This is a genomic window from Flavobacterium cheongpyeongense (assembly GCF_003202435.1).
In the GTDB taxonomy this organism is placed as follows: Bacteria; Bacteroidota; Bacteroidia; order Flavobacteriales; family Flavobacteriaceae; genus Flavobacterium; species Flavobacterium cheongpyeongense.
Genome location: NZ_QJHK01000020.1, coordinates 16,284 through 41,380, shown reverse-complemented (window position 1 = coordinate 41,380; position 25,097 = coordinate 16,284). Strand labels below are relative to the sequence as shown.

Sequence of the window (25,097 nt, the reverse complement as noted above, 5' to 3'; positions counted from 1 at the left end):
TAAAATGAAACTTACACTATTCTGTGTACTGGTTTCTTTGACACAGGCGCAGGCGTACACTACCAATTTCGGTAGTGCTATGAAATTAGAAAAATTACAACAGCAAAGCAATATAAACGGTCAGGTTAAAGACCAGAATGGTTTGCCTTTGCCGGGTGCTTCTATTTTAATAAAGGGAACAAAAATAAGCACGATAACAGATTTTGACGGAAAATTTAGTCTTGCAGGTGACCAAAATTCTGTTTTGGTCGTTTCCTTTGTAGGTTATGTAACTCAGGAAATTATCGTAAAAGACAAATCTAATGTCATTATAGAATTGAAAGAGAGTGCCGCTTCTTTAGAGGAAGTTGTAGTAGTGGGATATGGTAAAATGAAGAAAAAGGATTTAACAGGTTCAATTGTTCAGATTAAACCGGAAGCTTTGGCAAATCAAAATCCGCTGACTGTTCAGGATTTATTGAGAGGTGTTCCTGGTCTGAAAGTGGGATATTCAGCTGATGCAAAAGGAGGAGGATCTTTGCAGATTCGTGGACAAACCTCTGTTTACAATCCTGATGGTGCCGGGCATAATTCACCGCTTATTATTTTAGACGGAATGCAGTTTTATGGAGAACTTTCAGAAATTAACCCGGATGATATAGGTCAGATCGATATCTTAAAAGATGCATCCGCAACAGCTATTTTTGGCTCTAAAGCGGCAGCAGGGGTTATTGTTATTACAACCAAAAAAGGAAAAAAAGGCAAGCCTGTCATAAATGTTACGACCAACTCGACAATTGTTAATGAAAGTGCCTATCGCGATGTATATTCTCCTGAAGGTTATATAAAATACCGTCAGGATTGGGAAACTGCTAAAACGTATGGTCAAAATACAGCAACAGGAAATTATGAGGCATGGATAACAGGTACAGCTGCAGGTAAAGCAGGCTATTATACAAATCCTGACCAATTAGAGCAGTATGGTATAACTCAGGCACAATGGTTAGCATATCAGCCTGTAGGGCAAACGCAAGGAAAAAGCCTGAATGAAGTATGGGGACTCCGTTTAGGAATTACAGACCCTATGCTTTTAAAAAATTTTACAGAAGGAAAAACACACAATTGGTATGACAGTACTTTCAGGACTGGAATCAATCATGACCATAATTTAAGTGTTTCCGGAGCCAGTGATAACGTAAATTATTATATGTCTTTGGGGTATTTAACGTCTGAGGGTGCTATTCAGGGTAATGATTATGAGGCAGTTCGTGCCAATATGAAAGTAGATGCCAAAATTACGAGCTGGCTTGAATTTGGGGCAAATGTTAATTTTCAGGATCGTACAGACGGAGATATAGCTGTAGGAACAGGCACTAATTACTGGGATGCAAATATGTTGAGAAACAGCCCGTTTTCAAACTTTAAAGATGCAAACGGCGATTATGAAAGACAACCAATGGGACAAACTATTGGGGGGTACAATTATTACTACGATCGACAATTTATAGAACTCGAAAAAGGGTATACAGTATTGAATACTATTTTCAATACTAAGGTAAGTTTGCCTTTTGGTATTACGTATTCATTTAATGTTGCGCCACGCTATCAATTTTTTTACAATCGATATTTTCAGTCATCAGGCCATAAAGGCTGGAATGCTGCTACTATAGGAGTAGACAGGGAAAACGGTAAAAATTTTACATGGAACCTGAATAATACAATAGCATGGGATTATACATTTGCTAAAAAACACCATATTATAGCAACTTTTGTTCAGGAAGCTGAAGAACTTAAAACATGGTCAGATCGTATAGATGCAAATAATATTCTTCCTTCTGATGCATTAGGGTTTCATAATATTGCTAATGCAACACTTGCCAACAGTTCGTTTTCATCAAACGACACCCATCAAACAGCTGATGCATTAATGGCGAGACTTTTCTATTCGTTTAATGATCGTTATATGGTTACAGGAACGATACGCCGTGATGGATATTCAGCATTTGGATCTACTGATCCGTATGGAGTTTTTCCTTCTGTGGCACTTGGATGGAGCTTCAATAAAGAAAACGGGTTCAATTGGGCTCCCATGAGTACCGGTAAATTACGCTTATCCTGGGGTAAAAACGGAAACAGAACGCTGGGCGATCCTTATATAGCTTTAGCAAACTTAACTTCCGGTACAGGTGCAACAATGGGTTATATTGATGCTTCCGGAAACATTGTTGATATGAAATATTTAGGAATTGACCGTATGGCAAGCCCACATTTACAGTGGGAAAAAACAGAAGCAACAAATATTGGTCTTGACCTTGGTTTCTTAAATGACCAAATTACAGGTACCATAGATGTATACAGAATGATTACACATGATATGATTATGAATAAACGTCTGGCTCCTTTTACAGGATTTGGATCAATTGCCACGAATCTTGGAGAGGTTGAAAATAAAGGAATTGAGATAAGCCTTTCGACTATAAATATAAAAAATCCAAATTTTGAATGGACTACCAGCGTTGCTTTTTCATATAACAAAAATACCATTAACGCCTTATATGGCAATATGGAAGACGTTAAAGATGCCAATGGAAATGTTATTGGAACTAAAGAATCTGATGATAAGACTAATAAATGGTTTATAGGACGGCCTATTTCTCAAATCTGGGATTATAAAGTAATCGGGATCTGGCAAAAAGAAGAGTTTGAAGAAGCAGCAAAATACGGACAACGCCCTGGTGATCCCAAAGTCGAAAACAGTTATACTGCCGATGATGTTAACGGAAAACCCACTTATAACGAAAAAGACAAACAGTTTTTAGGACAAACAGATCCTCCGGTTAACTGGTCGTTACGTAATGAATTCAGAATTTATAAAAATTGGAATCTGGCCATTAACATGTATTCTTACATGGGACACAAATCGCTTGACGGACGTTATATGAATACGTATAATGATGGTAGTTTGTATACCAATAACTACAATCCGTTTGTAAACCCGTATTGGACAATTGATAATCCTACAAATGACTGGGCGCGACTTGATGCCAGAGGACCTGCAGGAGCTGGGACAGCAAAATTATACGATCGTAGTTTCATTCGTTTAGATAATATTTCGCTGGCTTATACACTTCCTAAAGATCTTTTAGATCGCCTGCATCTTAGAAACTTCAAAATTTATGCTTCGTGTCAGAACGTGGCTACATGGGCCGCTTCAGGCGAATGGAAATATTATGGTGACCCGGAAACAGGTGGACTGGCTACACGAATGTTTAATTTAGGTTTTAACGTTTCACTTTAAAAATTACTCAACAATGAAAAAATATATAAAAAATAAAATCTCAGCACTTGTACCTCTAGTAGCAGTGACTGCTCTTTTGGTTTCTTGTTCAAAGGATTTTCTGGAGCCGGACCCTCTTTCGTTTTACGAACCTGAAACGACATTTACGACAGAATCCGGATTGCAGGCAGTTTTGGCAAGTGCTGATAAACAACTCCGTAATAATTATATCCATTTTAGAAGTGCCGGTAATAGTGTGCCTATTGGTACAGAATACGTTTTCTCGGATATGGCAAAATATGGAAAAACGGATAATACCAGTACAATTTCTGACTTTGCCAATACTATAGTGCCTACCGGAAGTTTTAAAACAGATCCAAATGATGATTTTTACCTTGGATTTTATTGGGGTGAAGCTTATACTGGTATTAAACATGCCAATACTATATTGACCTATATTGATAAGGTGACAAGTTTAACTCAGGAAGTTAAGAATAAGTATATCGGTCAGGCCTATTTTCACAGAGCATACCGTTATTTAAATCTGGTATATCAATTTGGAGATGTACCCTTAATTACAAAAATTTTGGAAATCCCAAAGCAAACTTATTATTCGACTAAGAAAGAAGCTATCATTGAAATGATTACAGCAGATATGGAAAAGGCTGTAGAATGGGTTCCGGAACAGTCAAAACTGCCTTATATTGGTGTGGTAAATAAAGGGGCGTGCCGTCAGTTATTGATTAAATGTTATCTGGCATCAGGCAAATTTGCTGAAGCTGAAGCACAAGCCAATATTCTGATCAATCAATCCGGGTATTCTTTAATGCAAAGCAATTTTGGAACTTTTGATCCGGGAGGAAATCCACAAACCTGGACCATTACCAGAAATGTTATCTGGGATTTACACAGACCTGAAAATAAAGTCATCGCTGCTAATAAAGAAGCTATCCTGGTAATGCCAAACGGAGGAGTACAATCATTTTTACCTTTTGCTTCTATGCGAATTTTTGGACCAAACTGGAATTCAGGAACCCTGACCACTCCAGATGGTAAACAAGCAGCAGCTCGTTTTGCCTCAAACAATGCGAATTATCAGGTCAAATACGACTATGCAAGAGCACTTGGGCGGGGAATTGCTACTATCAGTGCATCTTATTATTCGCAGCACCCAATGTGGGTTGTAAATGGTATTGAGGACAAGCAGGATCTTAGACATAACAATACCGTGGGGAACTGGGTTAATATGGAAGATCTTAAATACAGTGATAAGAATTCGGCCTACTACCAGCAAAATTTTAGAATGAAAGAGGGAAATGTTCTGTTATCAAAAGATACACTGCGTGAATGGTTTGATTTTCCGTTATATAAAATTTACCTGCATGATGTTGTCAATGAAACCAATGCAAATGCAACTGATTTTCAGGGAGCCAGTACCGGAAGTAAAGCACATTGGTATTTGTATCGATTAGCCGAAACATATCTATTAAGAGCCGAAGCGCGTTTTTATCAGGGCAATGTGACCGGAGCAGCACAGGATGTAAATATTATCAGAGCCAGAGCCGGAGCTACTCAAATGTACAGTCAGGTAACCATTGGGGATATTTGTGCAGAAAGAGGAAGGGAACTTTATCTCGAAGAATGGAGAAATGTAGAGTTAAAACGTATTTCGCATTGCTTAGCTATAAGTGGAAAACCAGATGAATGGGGCAATACGTACAGCTTAAGTAATTGGGATAAGCAATCTGGTACTGATACATCCGGAGGCAGTTACTGGTATCAGCGTATTGTACATTATACCCTTTACAATAAATTTCCAAGCGGAATAGTAGTGCCAAATGGTACTAAGTTTTATACTATGGACAAACGTAATAACTACTGGCCTATTCCAAACGGTGATATAACGGCTAATATTAAAGGTAAACTAAGTCAGAACTACGGTTATGATGGTTACGATGCCAATGCAAAAGTCTGGGATAAATGGCAGGATGCTGTCGCAGACGAAAGCGTATTGTAGTATACTAAAAATGCAATCTGAATGTAAAAATACCACAAAGTGAATAGCCCAGAATGACCTAACATTTAGACTTGAAACAACTTTACATTCATTTTAAAAAATAAATTTTGCCCCTCAATTAATAGTTTTAAAATATGGACCACTAAAGCATTATCTGTAACAGGATAATGCTGGCGGTCTTTATGAACCTGGATTTTAGACTGAAAGATGTTTTTCTCTTTTCAGTTTTGCTTCAATCCGGTTACAATTCACATGAATCATACATTTTTACCGGTTAATAATTGCAGTAGACTTTTGGTTGCTGCGCCAAATTAATTTGTCACTAACTAAAAGAGTAAAACAAAAATTTAAAACAATTTTTAAATAGATTTCGTATGAAAAAATTATACACCTTTTTATTTTTCGGGCTGTCGGTCATTTTTTTCAGGGCTCAGGCTCAGGTTCCAAACCTGCCCGTAAAGAATAATTTAGCCACTTCGTTAAGCGGTTCAAAAACATTTAGTAATAATGCAGCTTCGGATGTGCTATCATTTCCGTTGTCCAATCAAACCGAGTTTACTCTTGAGGTAAGAGCAAAAATCAATGCTGCTCAGGGCAGGGGATTGGATGTCGAGGTTAAAAACACTACCGGACTTGGATTTCGAACTTCATTAGATAAAACTACGTTTAATCATTCCACAGTTTTATCAGCAATAGAAAATTTAAGCACTTCTGTCGATAATGTCCAGGAGCAAACCTACCGATATGCGGTAAAAAATGGTCTTGTAAATATATATCAGGACGGTCATTTCTTAGCGTCAAAAGCATTGGATTTTGTGATTGACAATTCCGTAGCACAAACGGTTTACGGGTCAGATAACCTGTTAGGAAGATGGGCAGGAGTTACAGGAAATAATTCAGGAAAACCAAATGATTACGGCTGGGCGAATACTTCGGCAAGTCTTCCATGGAATACAGCTAATTCAACAAGTGGTGTCAGATATCTGGATGTAACTTCCGGACATACATTTGAATCCGATAATACCGCCTACAACGGAAGGATCATGTACATTCGCTGGGATAACAGTGCATACTCGACTTCAACTTACAGTTATCCTGTAAAATTAGAAAAAGACATTAAATATGAATTTTCATGGATTTATGAATATGTATCGAATTCTGCTCCAGGAACACCTATCAATGTAGCTGTTTCAGCAACAGCAAACGGAACCGGAGTGATTGCTTCTAAAACATTTGTAACCGGAAATGCCACTAAATTAAGAAAAGGCGATTTTTCTTTTATAGCAACTGCTGACGGGACATTTTATATCACCATCACTGCAGGATCCGGACTTATGGCGATTGGGGATTTAAAACTTAAATCTTCTAATTTAATCAATACCTGGGATGGTTTTGCCAATGATAATACCGGAACACCTGCTCTTTATGGGTGGACAAATTCTGTTTCCTCCTCAATTTTTAATACGGCAAATGCTGCCGGTGGAGTACGTTATATGGATGTAACTTCGGGACATGCTTTAGATTCTGATGGAACAAATTATTCCGGAAGGTTAATGTATATAAGATGGGATGGTGCTCAGGAAAATTCAGTTTACTCTTTTCCAGTGCAGCTGGAAGCTTCTAAGGATTATCAGTTTTCATGGTTATATGAGTACATTTCAAATTTAGCTCCCGGTTCTCAGATGAATGTTTCGGTTTCTACACAGGCAAACGGAGCAGGAACAGTACTTTCGACTAAAAGTTTTGCAACTGGAGATATTAATAAACTGAAAAAAGGCGATTTGACTTTCCAGTCTCAGGCAGCAGGTACCTATTACATAAGTATAACCGGTGATAAAGCACTCTTTGGGATAGCCGATTTGAAAATTCAGACCCGGCAAATAGCCAATATTGTAATTGGTAAAAATTATGCTGCCGGTGCGGTTGATATGGTTGTGAGTTCGGTAACTTTTGAAAATACAGCCTATGCTCCTGAAAAAGAGATTAGCCCTTCTGCTATAATTTCCGAAATTGCAAGCACTATAAATGTGGGGGCTTATGCAAAATCAAGCGTGGTTTTAAACGGGTCTGCTTCTTTATATTTAAAAAATGCTTACAATCCGTTAATCAATACAACGGTCAATTTAAATTCGGCAAATGCCCGATTGTACTTTGAAAATAAAAAACCAAGCGAGGTTATCAGTTCTTATTTGCAGTACATTTCTTTAAATGGTGTTCCGGCGGGTAATGGATCAAATGTTCAGGTAACCAATTATGGAAGTGGTGCTGTAGTAGCCCCTTATTCAGTAAACGAAATGCCTTTGGAAGTTTTTACAGCAGAAAATTTTGGAGGTACTTCTCAGCAATATGCTGCTGTAACGCCTCATGATAATTTAAGTTCGTTGGATAACGCCATCAAATCATTCAAACTGAAAAAAGGCTATATGGCCACTTTTGCTTCAAATGCAGACGGAAGCGGATATAGCAGGGTTTACATCGCAGAAAATCAGGATCTGGAAATTGCTGTTTTACCTGTGAATCTAAAGGGTACAATTTCGTTCATCAGAACAATGAAATGGCATGAAGTCAACAAAAAAGGACTGGCAGGCGGAAGCACAGAAGCAATGGATGCCACCAATATTACCTGGTATTACAACTGGAATACCGGAATGAGCTCTACACCAAATATTGAATATGTACCGATCAGACAAACTAATTTCTGGCCTTCATTTACGCCTGCTTACACAAAAGAGGGCTATACGCATCTTTTAGGATTCAATGAACCAGATCGTCCTGATCAGTCTAATATGACCGTTGAGGCAGCGATAGCTTCTTGGCCAGCGCTTATGAAATCAGGACTAAGATTGGGTTCTCCGGCAACGTCTGATCCATTCAATCCGTGGATGGGCACTTTTATGGCGCAGGCTGAAGCCAATAATTACCGAATCGATTATGTAGCCATCCACTGTTATTGGTACAAAACTGCTGCTCAGTGGAAAAGTGACCTGCAGAACATCTATGACCGGTACAAAAGACCGCTTTGGATTACAGAATGGAATATAGGAGCTAACTGGACAGGAAATAATTTCCCTGATGGACCAACTTTATTGACAGATGCAAATGCTATTAAACATAAAAATGATCTGGCTGCTATATTAACCGTACTTGAAACTACTGATTATGTAGAACGTTATTCTATCTACAACTGGGTTCAGGATGCAAGAGCGATGTATGTTACGATTGACGATGCCTTTAAAACCAGAAATCCAAACTGGCAAAATTATGTGTGGCTTCAAACCGCACCTGTAATTTCAAGTACCGCTAACAGTTATGTGGTTTTAACTCCGGCTGGTGAATATTATGCCAATAATGCTTCCGCAAAAGCTTTTAGTTCGAATAGAGAATATATTTCAACATGGAAAACAAAAGTTGAAACTTTGAGCTATCAATTGTCTTCAGACTATCAAAATATTACTGTAAACTGGACGGGTACTAATTCTGATTTAGTAAATAAATATATTCTGGAGCGAAAATTAACTGGCGAAAATGACTTTTCGGTTTTTTTTGAAACAACAGATTATAACGTTATAAAGAAGATTGATGTAGTGCATTCAAAAGCTGAATACCGAATCAAAGTGGTTGGTAAAGACAATACGGAATCAGCATACTCAGCTGTACTGGTTTTTGAACAGTCACCTATTGCTGCTACACCTGCAAATATTGAAGGAAAAGCATTATCGAAATCCATTATCAATTTAAAATGGCCGGCTGTTGCAGGAGCAGAATCCTACACCATTAAAAGATCCGAAACCATCAATGGTACGTATGAAAATGTAGCAGTATATCTAAAAGAAACTACTTTTGATGATACCAATTTACAGGAGAATAAAGACTATTTCTATAAACTCTCAGCTGTAAACAATGGCGGTGAAAGTCCGTATTCTTCGCCTTTACAGGTCAAAACAATGGCATTTGCGATTCCGTCTGCGGTTCAAAATGCAACTTTAGCATACGGTGATACAAGGGTAAATTTGAAATGGGACTTTATGTATGATGCTGGTTTTTATGTAAAAAGAGCCACTTCAGCCTCAGGCCCTTTTACGGTTATTGCAACGATTACGGCAAATGAATATCAGGATCTGTCAGTTGTAAATGGAAATCCTTACTTCTATAAAATTGCTGCATACAACACTCTGGGAGAAGGACCGGATTCCGGTATTTTAAGTGCTGTACCTGCACCAGGACAAAAAATTACAGGAAGTATTATCGGTCATCAGGGATCTTATAACAACAGTGGATTGACAATCGAAAAGGCTTTTGATGAAGATATCAGTACTTTCGTGGATGGCCCAACGGCAATTGGCTATTTAGGATATGATTTTGGAGCTGATAAAAAAGCCAGTTTAACAGATATCCGGTATGTTCCCCGAAACGGATTTGGGAATCGTATGCCCGGAAGTGAGATTAGAGGTTCTAACAGCGAGGATTATCTTAATGTATATGAGGTTTTACATGTAATTACGCAAACGCCTGCCAATGCTCTATTTGCAACCGACAGCGGTTTGGCCACTCCAAAATACAGATACATCTACTGGTACACGCCAACGGGTTACGGCAATATAGCTGAACTTGAATTTTATGGCAGTATTGATACTACCTTGTCCACAAACAAACATTATGAAGTATTGTCAGAAAACATAACAGCTTTCCCAAATCCTACTTCAGGACCTTTGGATATTAATTTTCCTGAAGCTGATAATGCACAAAAAATTACAATTTATACAGTAGACGGTAAGATAATTTCCGAATCGGATTATGCGGTTGAAAACGGAAAAATTCACCTCAATCTGGAACATAACAGTGCAGGATTATATTTTGTAAAACTGCATTCTTACCCGGATAAAACAATCAGGATTATTAAAAAATAAAGTTAGTTTGGTTTTGTTTCTTGTGGTGTTAATGGGGGATTTTGAGCGGTCCCCCATTTACTATCTGAACAAAGGCATATTAAAAAATAACATTATTGAATTTTAGCAGCAGAATCATAAATTGAATTAAATAAAAGGCTTTAGCCAAATAGTACTATTGATTATTTAGGCTAAAGCCATTTTATCCTTTGACCTCAGTTTCTCAGGAAAAAGCAGGAGGCAATTGACTTTTAAAATATATAAAAATGAAATTGAGTATCGGTTATTTAGGAATTACAGCAAGTGTACTAATGTTAAGTTCTGTTTTTATTTCAAACAAAGAAAAAGTAGTAAAACATGAAAAATACAAATTAGTATGGAACGATGAATTTACTAAAGATGGCATTCCCGATGAAAAGAACTGGAACTATGAAACCGGCTTTGTAAGGAATCAGGAAGATCAATGGTATCAAAAAGAAAATGCGTATTGTAAAGCAGGATTTTTAATTATTGAGGCCAGAAAAGAGAACCGGGTCAATCCGGATTTTGATGCTACAACACATAGCGACTGGGCAAAAAAAAGAGATTCCATAAAAGTTACATCTTCCAGTTTAATGACGCGTGGGAAACACTCCTGGCAATATGGCCGATTCGAAATGCGGGCTAAGATTCCGACAGGAAAAGGAATGTGGCCGGCATTTTGGACTTTGGGCATAGAAGGGAACTGGCCCATAAATGGCGAAATTGATATTATGGAATATTACACAGGAAAAGTATTAGCGAATGCCTGCTGGGAATCAGATGAACCAACGACTGTATGGGACAGTTCAGTAAAAATGCTGACCGATTTTAAAGATAAAGACTGGGCAAATAGATTTCATGTATGGAGGATGGACTGGAATGACCAATGGATCAGATTATATGTGGATGATCAGCTATTGAACGAAATCAGTGTTTCTGAATCAATGAAGTACAAAAAACAAGAAATCAAACCTTTCCAGCAGCCACATTATCTGTTGGTCAATCTGGCAGTTGGAGGCATGAATGGTGGGGAATACACATCAGACAGCTTACCATCAAAATACATAATCGATTACATCAGAGTTTATCAAAAAAAGAAATAAAATGAAATTAATATATTCGGTACTTGTAAGTTTTATCTGCGACTTTGTTGTAAAAACGCATTGAGTGCAATTGCTTTTCGATGATAATTTTTCGTGAGTTCGGTTAGTTTTAGACCGAAATTGTATCGGGAACAGAAAAAATTTCATTGAAAACGGTTCTTGATCCATTTTTTTGTTCTGTTTTCCTACACAAAAAAGACTCGAATTGACGTTTTGGAATGATTTCACCCAATGTGTAGTAGAGATTTATAAGTAATAGTTATATATTTGAAAGTGTTGTTTAGACACTTATAATTATTGAAATATTAAAAAACGATCAATGAAAGAAAATATAAAGACATTACTGTTAACTAGTTTACTTTTCATAGGCTGCATCTCAAAGGGTTTAGCGCAAAAAGCGGATTTTGAACGAAAACAACGTTTCAACGCCGACTGGAAATTTGCTTTAGGAAATACTCCGGAAAACAGTACGGTAAATCTTGATGACCATAACTGGAGAAAGTTAGATTTACCGCATGATTGGAGTATTGAGGGGAAATCAGAAAAAAACAATCCAAGTGAAGGAGATGGTGGTTTTTATCCGATGGGAACCGGTTGGTACAGAAAATCATTTTCAGTACCTGCTGCCTGGAAAAATCAAAAGATTACTATTTATTTTGAAGGAGTTTATAGTAATGCCGAGGTTTTTATCAATGGAAAATCAGTAGGTGTTCAGCCGTATGGCTATACTTCTTTTGAATTCGATCTTACATCTCATTTAGATTACGGACAGCAAAATACGATTGCTGTCAAAGTTGATAATTCACAGCAAAAAAACTGCAGATGGTATAGTGGTTCTGGTATTTATCGGAATGTGTGGCTGATGGTCAGAAACGCCGTTCATATTAAAAAATGGGGTGTTGGTATCAGTATTTTAGAGGTAAAAAACAACAAGGCTACGGTTCAGGTCAAAACGATTTTAAAAAATGAAACTTTAAATGTACACTCTGTTTTGCTTTCAAATAGTATTGCAGATGAAAAAGGTAAAAGTACTGCCAATGCTGAAATTAAAATAGAAGTACAGCCAAACGAAGAAAAAGAAGTGACTCAGATCGTAACAGTAGAAAATCCAAAATTATGGTCTTTTGACGTACCAAATCTATATCAGGTTAAAACAGTAATCAAAAAAGAATTAAAAACTTTTGATGCTGTAACCACCAATTTCGGAATCAGAACAATCGATTTTAGTCCTGAAAACGGATTTTTATTAAACGGAAAAAAGATAAAATTAAACGGTGGCTGCGTGCATCATGACAATGGGGCTTTGGGAGCAGCAGCCTATGACCGTGCCGAAGAAAGAAAAGTAGCATTATTGAAAAAAGCAGGATTTAATGCCTTGAGAACGTCACACAATCCGCCTTCAGAAGCTTTTTTAGACGCTTGCGACCGATTAGGTATGCTGGTAATTGATGAAGTTTTTGACGGATGGAGAGAGAAAAAAAACACCCATGATTACGCCAGTTTATTTGATAAATGGTGGAAACATGATGTAGAATCGATGGTATTAAGAGATCGAAATCATCCTTCCATTATTATGTGGAGTATTGGTAATGAAATCATTGAAAGAACCAAACCCGAAGCCGTTGAAACGGCAAAAATGCTTGCAAGTGCAGTTCGAAACATAGATGCCATACGTCCTGTAACCTCTGCCATGACGACCTGGGATCAGGGTTGGGATATTTTTGATCCTTTGATGGCTGCCCATGATGTAGCCGGATACAATTATCAGTTGCATCATGCCGAAGAAGACCACAAAAGAGTGCCTTCACGTATTATTGTGCAAACTGAATCGTATCCTAAAGATGCTTTTATCAACTGGGATTTAGTTCAGAAACACAATTACATCCTGGGCGATTTTGTATGGACAGCAATGGATTATTTAGGAGAATCAGGTATTGGGCGTTATGTATATCCGGGAGAACCGGAAGGAGAGCATTGGACAGGAAATTTTTATCCGTGGCATGGTGCTTATTGTGGGGATATTGATTTAATAGGCTGGCGAAAACCAATCTCGCATTACAGAAGTATGCTATACAACGATAATGAAAAAATATACATGGCTGTTCGAGAGCCAAATCCTGAAAGCGACCCAATAAAATTGACATCATGGGCAGTCTGGCCAACATGGGAAAGCTGGACATGGTCTAATCACGAAGGAAAGAATATTGAGATTGAAGTCTATTCAAAATACCCGAAAGTAAGATTGTACCTGAATGGAAAAAGTCTTGGCGAAAAGGAAACAGGCAAAGCACAGGAATTCAAAGCAACTTTTACGATTCCATATCAAAAGGGAGAACTAAAGGCTGTGGGCTTAGAAAACGATAAAGAAGTTGAGTCTGTTTCATTGAAAACAGCCACTCAGCCAACTACAATTAAACTGATAGCTGACCGAAAAAACATAAAAGCTGATGGTCAGGATTTAGTTTATGTAACTGTTGAAATTATAGATGATAAAGGTATTTTAAATCCAAATGCAGACAACCAGCTTACATTTAGGGTTACAGGTGCCGGAGCTATTGCGGGAGTTGATAATGCTAATTTAAAAGATACGGATTTATATGTTTCCAACACGCGTAAAACATGGAATGGTCGTGCTTTGGTCATTATTAAAAGTAATGGTGAATCAGGTACTATTAATCTTGAAGTTACTGCTCCGGGATTAAAGAAAGGTGTCATTAAAATACAATCATTAAGTAAAAGATGAATCAAATAAAAACACTATTGCTTTTCGTCGCTATTTTCAGTTCGTCTTTATACCCTCAGCAAAAAGAAAATAAGGCGTTACTTAGTGATGCAAATATTCAAATTAGTAATCTTAAGGTAGAAAATGCTGTAACTCCAATTGGTCTTGATGTATCTCAGCCAGTTTTTAGCTGGCAAATGCAAAATTCAGGTTCAAACATAGGCTGTTATCAAACGGCCTATCAAATTATTGTAACCAATCATGTCGGACAAGAGGTTTGGAATACCGGTAAAGTTAATAGTGGTACATCTATTAATATTAAATATAAAGGTGAAAATTTCAAATCAGCAACTCTGTACAACTGGACGGTTAATGTCTGGAATCAAAAAGGAAAAAAATATGCTGCACATTCATGGTTTGAAACAGGTTTGATGAACCCCAAAATGGTGACCAATTCAGATTTAGATAAATCAACCGCCTGGTCTGGAGCAAAATGGATTGGTGGTAATCCTAATGATATGGTTTTGTATTCCCAATATCTTCCTGTTTTTTGTATCAATAGTACAATTCACCTGGATGAAAAATCAAAATCAACAAAAGCATCGTTAGTTTATGGCGCGAATGATCTGCGTTTAATGGACCGGAATAAAAATCAATATAAACTTGAAAATAAAAAAGACGAAAGTTACATTGAGATTGAATTAAATCTTGGGCGTTTAAATTCAGATCAAAATGCAAAACTGAATATTTACAGGGTAGGTTATGATCCAAATGATAAAAAAGACCTTTCCTTTAAAAGTTTTTCTATTTCGAATACGATCCTTAATAAAGGAAACAGGTACAATCCACATACTATAAGTGTTCAAAGCTGTTTGGGAGTAACCAAGATTTATATTGATGGAAATTCAAAAGAGAATCTGGTCGCCGATGTTAATTTAAATCCGCTGGGAGCCGGCGGCGATTTTATAGCCTTTCCGGTAGTGGGTGATATTGGTTTTTTAGTTCGAAAAGGAGAAAAAGCGCAATTTTCAAACATAGAAATTAAGAATTACCGAAGCCCTTCTAATGTGATCTTTTCTGAGAATGGTCATACCCCAAGTATATTTTCGGCACATAAAGAAATAAGTATTAAAGATAATAGCTATACCGTAACGGGAGGAAACAATGGTTTTTTTGTGTTAGCCAATCCAAGTCAGCATTCAATGCCAATGTTGCGAACCGTATTTGAAATCGATTCTACTAAAATAAGTAAAGCACGATTGTATGTAACAGCACGGGGAATTTATGATATATATTTAAACGGAAAAAAAGTAGGAAACGATTATTTTAATCCGGGACTGACACAATACAACAAAACCCATTTGTACCAAACCTATGATGTTACTTCCTGTATTCAGAACGGAAATAATGCATTAGGAGCAGTTCTTGGTGAAGGCTGGTGGAGTGGAGGTAGTACGTTTGTTGGTGAAAACTGGAATTTCTTTGGTGATCGTCAATCGATGCTGGCTAAACTGGTAGTTACCTACTCCGATGGCAGCGAAAAAATCACCACCAGTAGTCCTGAAACCTGGCAGTATTTTAATGATGGGCCTGTAAAGTACAGTAGTTTTTTTCAGGGTGAAGTATATGATGCAGGAAAAGAAAAAGCAATTGAAGGGTGGGACACAGCCCAATATGATGCATCCAACTGGCATCAGGCTGTAGCTGTTGAAACTAATGGATTTGTAAGTTTAGAAGGAACGGCTAATTTACCCAACTTTAATAATTTTTCGGATGCTCAATTGGTGGGGCAATTTGGAAATACGGTTCAACCGATAAAAGAATTAACGGCTCAATCCGTTAAAGAAGTTCGTCCGGGTGTATTTGTTTACGACATGGGACAAAACATGGTAGGTGTTCCCAAAATTACAATGAACAATGTAGAAAAAGGAAAAAAAATTGTATTGCGTTATGCCGAAGTTTTGTATCCTGATTTGCCAGAATATAAAGGCAATGAAAATTTACTGATGCTGGAAAATGTCAGGGCAGCTATGTCACAGGACATTTACATAACTAAAGGAGGCAGCGAAACTATAAACCCGCGATTTACATTTCATGGTTATCGTTATGTAGCAATATCAGGAATAGACAAGCCTTTACAGTTGGACCATGTTAAAGGAACAGTGTTAAGTTCTGTTCACGAACTATCTTCTCATTATCAAACCTCAAATCCGTTGGTAAATAAATTATGGGAAAATATTACCTGGTCGATGTATGGGAATTTTTTATCTATTCCTACGGATTGTCCTCAACGCAACGAACGACTAGGATGGAGTGGTGATATTTCGGTCTTTTCCCGGACTGCAGTTCATTTAGCAGATGTAGAACAATTTCTCAGGAGACATATGCTTGCGATGAGAGATATCCAGACAAAAGAGGGACGATTTCCGGATGTAGCTCCTATAGGCGTAGGTTTTGGCGAAACATTATGGGGAAGTGCAGGAATTACAGTCGCCTGGGAAAACTACCTGCAATATGGAGATCTCAGCTTATTAGAAGAACATTATGATGCTATGAAAAGTTACGCCAATTATCTTATAGACGATATTGATAACCAAACGGGGGTTTTAAAAGAAAAAGAACGAAATACCTGGAGTTCTTTAGGGGATTGGCTTAGCTTAGAGGATTCTAAAAATGAAAAAACACTATTTTGGGAGGCCTATTTTATTTATGATTTAGAAATTATGATCAAGGTAGCGGCTCTAATGGATAAAAAGGAAGATGAACTGCATTTTTCAGAATACTATAAGAAACGAAAAGATTTTTTTAATATGACCTACATTGATGCGGCAACAGGAAAGACTTCATTTAGAGGCAAAATAGTAGATACACAAACATCTTATGCGTTGCCTTTTGCTTTTAATATTTTCAATAAAAAAAATTCAGATCTGGCTATAAAACAGTTTATAGCTTCCATGAAAAGAGAAAACAAAACAGATCAGGGTGTTGTTTGTCCGCCCTATTCATTAATGACCGGGTTTATTGGGACTGCATGGGTAAATAAAGCACTTTCTGATAATGGTTATTCAAATGTTGCCTACCAATTATTACAGCAAACTTCTTATCCTTCATGGCTGTATCCAGTTAGTCAGGGAGCAACTACTATTTGGGAACGCTTAAATTCGTACACCCATAAAGACGGATTTGGAGGAAATAACCGAATGAATTCTTTTAATCATTATGCTTTTGGTGCCGTAGGAGCATGGATGTATAATTATTCGTTAGGAATTGTAAGAGATGATAATTCACCTGGATTTAAACATTTTGTGCTACAGCCAGAACCTGATTCAACCGGAAAAATGACTTTTGCCAATGGCTATTACGATTCGATGTACGGTCGCATTGAAAGCAGTTGGGAAAAGAAAAATGGTAAATATGAGTTCCGTTTTGTTGTTCCCGCAAATACAAGTGCAACACTCTATTTGCCGGCTTTAAAAGAAAATGATGTGACTGTAACTGGCAAAAAAAGCGGAATAAAATTTTTGAATATAAAAAACAATAAAGCTGTCTTTCAGATAGAATCCGGAGAATATAGTTTCGAAACAGTTGTTAGGAATTAAATTAGCAGATAAGTACAGTATACAAAATCTTTTAAAAAATGAATCAGTTAAAAACATTGTTACTTTTAGCCAGTATTTTCAGTGGGCCTTTATTTTCTCAGCAAAAAGAAAATAGTGCTGCTGTATTTCAGATTAAAAATCCGGATTTTAATGTTAGTCCACAAACCGGAATGACAAAACACCACTGGAGGGATGCCGCACTTTATTTACTCGAAGGAGCTTTTAGCTATATTCATAAACTGGATGATCCAATGCAATTTCCGAAACAGGAAGGAAAAAGTTATCCGTCAAATCCAAATCAGGTTCCAACAGAGAAACTGGAAGGGCTTTGCAGAACTTTATTCATTGCTTCACCATTATTAAAAGAAAATCCATCCTTAGTTATCAATAACATAAAAGTTGCCGATTACTATCGATTTCAAATAGGAAAATTAATTGATCCGGTCAGTACATCTTTCATTAAGTTGCGTCCTAACAATGGAGGTCCAAGTCAGAATTTAGTTGAATTTGGAGCCCTTGCACTTTCGCTTTTAACCAATCCGGATGTTTTATGGAAGCCGTTGCCACAAGCTCAAAAAGACGAACTGGCTAAAACGATGCTCAGCTATGGTGATGGTCCAACAGTAGATTCGAACTGGAAATTTTTCAACATTTTTGTATTAAGTTTTTTTAAACAGCAGGGATATCGCGTGAATGAAAAATTATTGGTAGAATATTTAGAAAAATCCTTAAAGCATTACCGTGGCAATGGCTGGTACAACGACAGTCCCGCTTTTGATTATTACAGCATGTGGGCTTTTCAGATGTACGGTTGTATCTGGTCAGAATTTTTCGGAAAGAAATACTATCCGGAAATTGCCTCTGAGTTTGAATCCAATTTTAGTGATTTAAAAGACAATTACCCAAACCTGTTCAGCAAAAATGGCGAAATGATTATGTGGGGAAGAAGTATCAGTTACCGAACCGGTGCGATTGTACCTTTTCCGTTGATGGGATTTCAAAACGATCCTAATGCTAATTATGGATGGATGCGCAGAATTTCATCCGGAGTAATCAAGCAATTTTTGACCCATCCTGATTTTATGAAAGATAAAGTACCAACACTTGGATTTTATGGTGCTTTTGAACCCGCAGTTCAAATATACAGCTGTCGCGGGAGTGTGTACTGGATGGGAAAAGCATTTTTAGGGTTATTGGTTCCCGATGATAATCCTTTCTGGCACGCCAAAGAAAACAATGGCGATTGGGATACCAAATTCAAAAAAGACGAAGTGTACAACAAATATCAGGGAGATTCACAAATTTTAATTACAGATTACCCTAATATCGGTGCTTCAGAGGTAAGGGCATGGTGTCATGAAAAAGTAAAAAACGACTGGCAGAAATTCAGGTCGACAGAAAATTACAACAGACTTTCTTATAACAGTGCTTTTCCGTGGCAGGCTGATGGTGAAAAAGGAGAAGTAGCGATGAATTATGCCATTAAAAATAAAGAGGACAAATGGGAAGCCTTTCGATTATACACCTTTAAAAAATTTGAAAACGATATTTATTACCGGGATGCAGTGTTGGAAACCGATGAAAATATCCGGTTTAATTTGGCCGATATTCCTTTGGCAAACGGTATTTTAAGAGTAGACAAAAATAACAGTGATAAACCTGTTTCGATTCGTTTGGGGCATTACGCTTTGCCAAAATTAGGCAAAGAGATTGTGGTTACTAAAAAGAAATCAGAAGGGTACGAAATCATCATTATCGACAATGGAAAATACCAATTGGCAATGGTGACGCTTTCAGGCTGGGAGAGGGCGGAGGTAGTACATGCAAAAGGATTACATCCGGAAAGTAATGAAAGTGCCGTAATAAATTGCAGCAGTGATACTAAATCAGCTCAATCAAATGTATATGCGACTTTAATGCTTTGGAAAAAATCAGGTGAAAAGTGGAAGAATGAAGAATTGGTTCCGGTAAAAACTCTTTCGAAGGCTAATGATGTTATTACAGTTCAGTTTAAAAACGGAAAGAAGATAACACTTGATTTTAATGCAAATTGATTGAAATTTTGGAGCTTTCAATTTGATTTTATTTTTATTTTAACCGTGTATCATCAGAATGCTCTGGTAGTTGATTTTATGGAGTACTTACTTATATTATGAAAACAAATCGTAGCGTTTTCAATGCGTTTAAAACAAATAAATCCCAACCTCATTGTCTCGCCAACGCTAAAGCAGAAATTTTTTCTGGCCTGAAAAGAGAATTGACAAGTATATAAAAAAGGCTGTCCCTGCTTTTTAGGACAGCCTCATTTGTTTTTAGTAAATTCAGGTATTTTTTAAAAAAATATTGAGTTTTCACCAGAACCTAAACAGGTTTTTTTACAGTTTTACAAATGTTTTTTTTCCATTATAAGAAATAATCTTAATTGGTTTTGCCGGTAAATCAGCGGTTGCCTGATTCCGATCAGCAATAACAATTTTGAACTTACGCGTTTTGATCATACCAGAAAAATGACCTTCCCTGTCTTCAATAGTAAGTGTTTTTGCGGTATTATTCCATTTGAATTTGATAGTTGTATACATTCCTTTTTCGTAGTTGTAGTTATCATTTTCATCTTCATATAAGAAAAATTCACCATCAGCACCGGGATAAATGCGAATTTCGAGATTATTCCATTTCTTTTCTGTAGAAAATTGTACCTCTGGCCCGAAAGGAATTATGGCGCCCGCTTTTATGTAAAGAGGAACTTTATCTACAGCAGCATCGGTTGTTATTGTTTGTCCGCCTTTATAATATTCATTTGTCCAGAAATTATACCAATCACCTCCTTTTGGTAAATAAACAGGCCAGGTTCTGGCTTTATACTGAGTTACAGGAGAGACAAGTATAGAATGGCCAAACAAATATTCATTACCCATATCGTGTGTTTTTGTATCAGCTGCAAAATCCATCACGAGTGGTCGCATAAATGTTCCGTTATTGTGGCTAACGTCCCAGGATGTTCCATAAATATAAGGTAATAATTTATAGCGTAAATTGATTGCTTTTTCTTGTGCATCAAAGCACCAGCTACCACGATCTCCAAAGTTCCAAATTTCACGAGGAAGATCAGTACCGTGGGAACGCATCATAGGACAGAAGACACCAAACTGCATCCAACGGACATATAGTTCCTGAAATTCCGGGTTTTGATTACCACCTCCATTTTTCCATCTTCCGGCAAAAAAACCGCCTATATCACTATTCCAATTAGGAATGCCCATCAGGGTATAATTTAGTGCAGCGGGAATTTGTTTCTCAAGCATCTCCCATGTAGAAGCTACATCACCACTCCAGCTATTAGAACCGTAAAGCTGTTGGCCAATAAATCCTGATCGAGTGAGTATTACAACACGTTTATTATCGTCTGTTATACGCTGGTTAGTAGCAATTCCTTTGTTGTGCATCATACTATAAGCGTTTTTCACACTACGATAAGTACCCAGATGCGTTGGAAGCAGGTAATCGGATTCTTTTTTATTAATGTGGTCTGGTTCTGTTGAATCTAGCCACCAGCCATCATTTCCAATATAACTAAATATTCCTTTGTTGAGATAATGCCAATATATATTCAGAGCCTCTGGATTAAAAACATCATAAGGTCTAGCTCCACTGTTTGGAGGCCAAGTATCAAAATTGAGGATCATTTTTTTACTATCAAATTCTTTGCGCTGTTCTGTTTTGGGACCAAATCCAGGCCAGGTAACGATTAGTAGTTTTGCATTTAGTTTGTGAATTTCATCTACCCATTTTTTAGGGTTTGGAAATCGTTCTTTGTCAAAACTTTGCGAATTCCATAAGCTATCTGTCTTTTTATCCTCAGGCCAATAACGCCAGTCCTGAATAACCACATCAAGAGGCACTTTTAGTTCACGGTATTTTTTTAAAACATTTAGACTCTCGTCTTGTGTATGATAGCGTTCTTTACTTTGAAAAAAACCATACGCCCATAAAGGAAGCATAGGAGCTTTCCCTGTTAGGTTGCGAACTTGTGAAATAACACCATCTGCATTTTCACCATACATAAAATAATAATCAGAACAATGACCAATACCTTCGAAAGAAAGTTCTTGTGGATTGTCGTTGAAATCTGAAATGGAATAATTATCCCAAAAAACGCCATATCCTTTTACCGACATAAAATATGGAGAATAAGTTGACATATTTTCATTTTGCATATGATGCGATGAATTCCGACGATTAAATTTATTGTCCATAATTTGACCAACACCATATATAGCCTCCTCTTTATCCAATAAAAAGCCTTCTCTAACCGTATAGGAAGGAGTACCGGCATCGTCTAACAGAGAAAATTGTGTACCATAATCCTTATCCTTGAGTAACAATTTTCCAGAGATATCATAAAAGGTAATACCGCCCGTTTTAGGATTTATCTCAATTTTGATTGAAGTACTCTTTAAGACCACAAGGTTGTCTTTTTGATCGAATTTTACTGATGTAGTTTCGGGGGATTTTACAACAGACAGGCTTTTTTTATTGTAAGAAAAACCCTTTGAGGTTTTGTAAACCCTTACGATATTGTTTGAATAAAATTCGATAGTAATGTCTAAATCCTGTGCAGAAAATTTTACTCCCTGATTAGTTTGCTCGATATTTTGAGCCTTCATTTTTGTAGCAGCCAAAGAGATTAGTAAGGCCAGTAAAAAACAGATTTTTTTATAAAGTTTCATAGTTGCTAATTAAATTTATAATACTTCCTTTTTGCATTAGCAAAAGTATTGGCTGTAAATAAAACGGAACAACAATGATGTTGAAATAAATAGCAATCAGGTTGAATTTCCAGTTTTTTCGGCATATTCCGATGGACGGCAGCCGTACATTTCCTGAAAACATTTACTGAAATAACTGGAACTGCTAAAACCAACTTTTTCGGTAATCTCTGCAATATTGAGTTTGCCTTCAAGAATTAGGACAGCAGCTCGCTGCAAACGAATACTTCTAATAAATAAAGAAGGTGATTTATCTAACAAAGCAATTAATTTGCGATACAAACCCGTACGATCCATGCAAAGATCCCGACTGAGCTGCTCGACCGAATAGTCTGAAACCTCCAGGTTTTTCTCCACTTGTTCTAAAGCTCTTGCTAAAAACTCATTATCAGCGTTGTTTTCATTGATTTTATTTGCAGATCCTATTGTATTTTCATTTTTTTCAATCAGATAAGTTTCCTTTTCTGATTGAAGAAAATCGCATTGTTCTATTAAGTTTCGAATGCGTACCAACAAAATATCCTCTCTATGATTGCGCTCCATTTTTTTTCGGGTATTGTAAATATAGCCATAGAGTCCCGAAATTATTATGGCAATGAAAAGAGATGTAAACAAAATATAGGCAATGGGAGTTTTCCACCAGGGGGCATTAATGGTTATATTTAATTCCGAAACGAGGCCATTCCATTGAAGATTATTATTAGAAGCCATAACCTTGAACTTGTATTTGCCAGGAGATAAATTGGTATAGGAAGTTTTTAGAATACCGTCCGAATCCGGATTTTCATTTTGTCCGCCAATAGACGTTTCCCGCCACGTATTATCAACACCTTCAAGCTCATAACGATAATACGTTTGAGAAGGATTTTGATAGTTAAGTGCAGAGTACTCAAAGGTCAGAAAGTTTTGATTGTGTGAAAGTTTTATTTCTTTTGTATAAGGAGCCGTCTTATTCATAATGACATGGCTGTCATATAATTTACCTGATTCCACCCTTTCTCCGCGTAAAAAAAGATTTGTAAAAAGGGGGCTGAAAGGTATTTTTTTTGAATTTATACCACTTTTATTCAGGATGTTAAATCCATTAATCCCTCCAAAATAAAGAGTCCCGTCTTTCGCTTCAAATGCTGCGCCATCGGAATATTCTCCTTCTAAGGTTCCTGAGTCTGAATAGAAATTAGTAAAATGAATTTGGTTACTTATGGGATCAATTTGCAATTTTGTTATTCCGTAACTGGTAGTGACCCAAATATTGTTGCTATGATCTTCTAAAAGGGCGTGAATGAAATTATTTGACAAGCCATCCTTGGTATAAAAAAATCTTTCTTTTTGTTTTTTAGGGTCAAAAACCTTTAGCCCGTCTTGTGTGCCTGTCCATTTCCAGCCTCGTATGTCAGTGATCGAAACCGTTTGATTATTTTGATTTAATTTTTCCAGTATTTCTTTAGGTACCAAAGAAAGAGAGACTACTGTTAGTACCTTATCCATTTTTGAAGAGGAATGATATTGGTATATGTCAGATTGAGATTTAATATATACATTTCCCTTTTGGTCCTGGGCAAATGATTGTACGATGATATCGTTTGAGGCATTTTTTTGAAAATAAGAACGTCCGATATATTTGAACTTATACCGTGAAGGATGATAATAGAGTAGGCCCTGATTAAGAGTTCCCAGCCATAATCCACCTTGTTTATCGTAGAAAAGAGTACTTATTTCCGTATTCAAAATACTGCCATCCACCTTTTTTAAGGTAGGCATATACCGTTTTTCTCCGTTTCTGCAATTAATTATCCAAATACCATTGGTACAACTGATGTAGGCAGTATCATTAGAATTTACTACTAATGTATTGAGGGTGTAGTTGGTTTCAAGTATTTTTTTCCAAATGCGTTTTTGAGTATCAAAAAAGAAAAAACCACCTTTATTTCCATTTCTCAATTGATAAAAACCATTGTTTCCCTTTACTGCCAACGAGGTGTTCTTAAAAAATGCCCGTTGTTCTGATGGATAAGCAGCGATGGTATATAGCTTTCTTTTTGTTTTTAAATCGTAACAAATAACCTCTCCGTTATCATAAAATAAATACAAGTTGTTATTCCGGGACATTAAATCCTGTAAACGGTTTTTATTAGCAGAAAGGTCTATTATAGTGGAAGAATTTTCTTTATATAACTTTCCGGAATATAGAAACCAGAGATGCTGGCCAGAATCCATAAAAAGATCGTCAATACCTTTTTTGAATCCTTTTTTCTTAAAATAAGAGTCCAAACCGGATAAGTATTTTTCTGTACGGAGATCAACGCACATCAGTTTATGAGTATCTTTTATCCAAAGAAGTGAATCTTTACCTTGATAAATTCGATAGAAACCATCATAACCATTTAAAGGATAAAGATTAGGTAAAGTCTGATGAATGTATTTAAAATGTACTCCATCATATATATTGATATTACCGCTTGTTTTAAAAACCATTCTTCCGTCGGGAAGCTGTAGAATATAACGGATTTGATTATCACTCAAACCCTGTAAAACATTAATTGGAGAAAAAACAAAATTGTCAGACTGAGCTCTAAGAGCAGAGATAGACAATAGAAAGATGATTAGGGCTCGAATTAACGGATTCATTTTTGTAGATTAATAAAGGCTTTTTTGATTTTTTAAAAGTAATAATTACAAATAGAACTTCAACTATCAGCCATGTAAAACAAAAATCTATACAAAAAA

General features: G+C 36.7%; 9 protein-coding genes. 7 read left to right on the top strand and 2 right to left on the bottom strand.

Features of this window, described 5'->3' with window-relative positions:
- Window positions 1-4: 4 nt before the first annotated feature.
- The 7 genes from DMB65_RS18335 to DMB65_RS18305 all read left to right on the top strand — a co-directional run bounded on the left by DMB65_RS18335 (window position 5) and on the right by DMB65_RS18305 (window position 19,658).
- A complete protein-coding gene (locus DMB65_RS18335; protein WP_230470715.1) occupies window positions 5-3,277 on the top strand; it encodes a SusC/RagA family TonB-linked outer membrane protein in 3,273 nt (1,090 codons plus the stop codon).
- Between the two features lie 13 nt (window positions 3,278-3,290).
- Complete coding sequence (locus DMB65_RS18330; RefSeq protein ID WP_110308085.1) at window positions 3,291-5,273, top strand: RagB/SusD family nutrient uptake outer membrane protein; 1,983 nt, start codon at window positions 3,291-3,293, stop codon at window positions 5,271-5,273.
- A gap of 374 nt (window positions 5,274-5,647) precedes the next feature.
- Window positions 5,648-10,180: a glycosyl hydrolase gene (locus DMB65_RS18325; protein ID WP_110308084.1), complete on the top strand. Its 4,533-nt coding sequence runs from the start codon at window positions 5,648-5,650 to the stop codon at window positions 10,178-10,180.
- 245 nt (window positions 10,181-10,425) lie between these two features.
- Window positions 10,426-11,283, top strand: coding sequence for a glycoside hydrolase family 16 protein (locus DMB65_RS18320; RefSeq protein ID WP_230470714.1), 858 nt, complete (start codon window positions 10,426-10,428; stop codon window positions 11,281-11,283).
- A gap of 319 nt (window positions 11,284-11,602) precedes the next feature.
- The gene (locus DMB65_RS18315; protein ID WP_110308083.1) at window positions 11,603-14,026 is read left to right on the top strand and encodes a sugar-binding domain-containing protein; all 2,424 of its coding nucleotides are present in this window, start codon (window positions 11,603-11,605) and stop codon (window positions 14,024-14,026) included.
- Entirely contained in the window at window positions 14,023-17,604 is a 3,582-nt protein-coding gene (locus DMB65_RS18310) for a family 78 glycoside hydrolase catalytic domain (RefSeq protein WP_110308082.1), read from the top strand. Before DMB65_RS18315 ends, DMB65_RS18310 begins: the two co-directional genes overlap by 4 nt.
- A 38-nt stretch (window positions 17,605-17,642) precedes the next feature.
- On the top strand, window positions 17,643-19,658 hold the full coding sequence (locus DMB65_RS18305) for a DUF2264 domain-containing protein (RefSeq protein ID WP_110308081.1): 2,016 nt from the start codon (window positions 17,643-17,645) through the stop codon (window positions 19,656-19,658).
- Window positions 19,659-19,979: 321 nt separating this feature from the next.
- On the opposite strand, the gene DMB65_RS18300 is transcribed toward DMB65_RS18305, so the two are convergent.
- A complete protein-coding gene (locus DMB65_RS18300) occupies window positions 19,980-22,331 on the bottom strand; it encodes a glycoside hydrolase family 31 protein (RefSeq protein ID WP_110308080.1) in 2,352 nt (783 codons plus the stop codon).
- 96 nt (window positions 22,332-22,427) lie between these two features.
- A complete protein-coding gene (locus DMB65_RS18295) occupies window positions 22,428-24,998 on the bottom strand; it encodes a ligand-binding sensor domain-containing protein (RefSeq protein ID WP_110308079.1) in 2,571 nt (856 codons plus the stop codon).
- Between the last annotated feature and the right edge of the window lie 99 nt (window positions 24,999-25,097).

Bases quoted from the DNA above. Each gene is read 5' to 3' on its own strand.
- DMB65_RS18335 (WP_230470715.1), top strand. From the start codon at position 5: ATGAAACTTACACTATTCTGTGTACTGGTTTCTTTGACACAGGCGCAG.
- DMB65_RS18330 (WP_110308085.1), top strand. From the start codon at position 3,291: ATGAAAAAATATATAAAAAATAAAATCTCAGCACTTGTACCTCTAGTA.
- DMB65_RS18325 (WP_110308084.1), top strand. From the start codon at position 5,648: ATGAAAAAATTATACACCTTTTTATTTTTCGGGCTGTCGGTCATTTTT.
- DMB65_RS18320 (WP_230470714.1), top strand. From the start codon at position 10,426: ATGAAATTGAGTATCGGTTATTTAGGAATTACAGCAAGTGTACTAATG.
- DMB65_RS18315 (WP_110308083.1), top strand. From the start codon at position 11,603: ATGAAAGAAAATATAAAGACATTACTGTTAACTAGTTTACTTTTCATA.
- DMB65_RS18310 (WP_110308082.1), top strand. From the start codon at position 14,023: ATGAATCAAATAAAAACACTATTGCTTTTCGTCGCTATTTTCAGTTCG.
- DMB65_RS18305 (WP_110308081.1), top strand. From the start codon at position 17,643: ATGAATCAGTTAAAAACATTGTTACTTTTAGCCAGTATTTTCAGTGGG.
- DMB65_RS18300 (WP_110308080.1), bottom strand. From the start codon at position 22,331: ATGAAACTTTATAAAAAAATCTGTTTTTTACTGGCCTTACTAATCTCT.
- DMB65_RS18295 (WP_110308079.1), bottom strand. From the start codon at position 24,998: ATGAATCCGTTAATTCGAGCCCTAATCATCTTTCTATTGTCTATCTCT.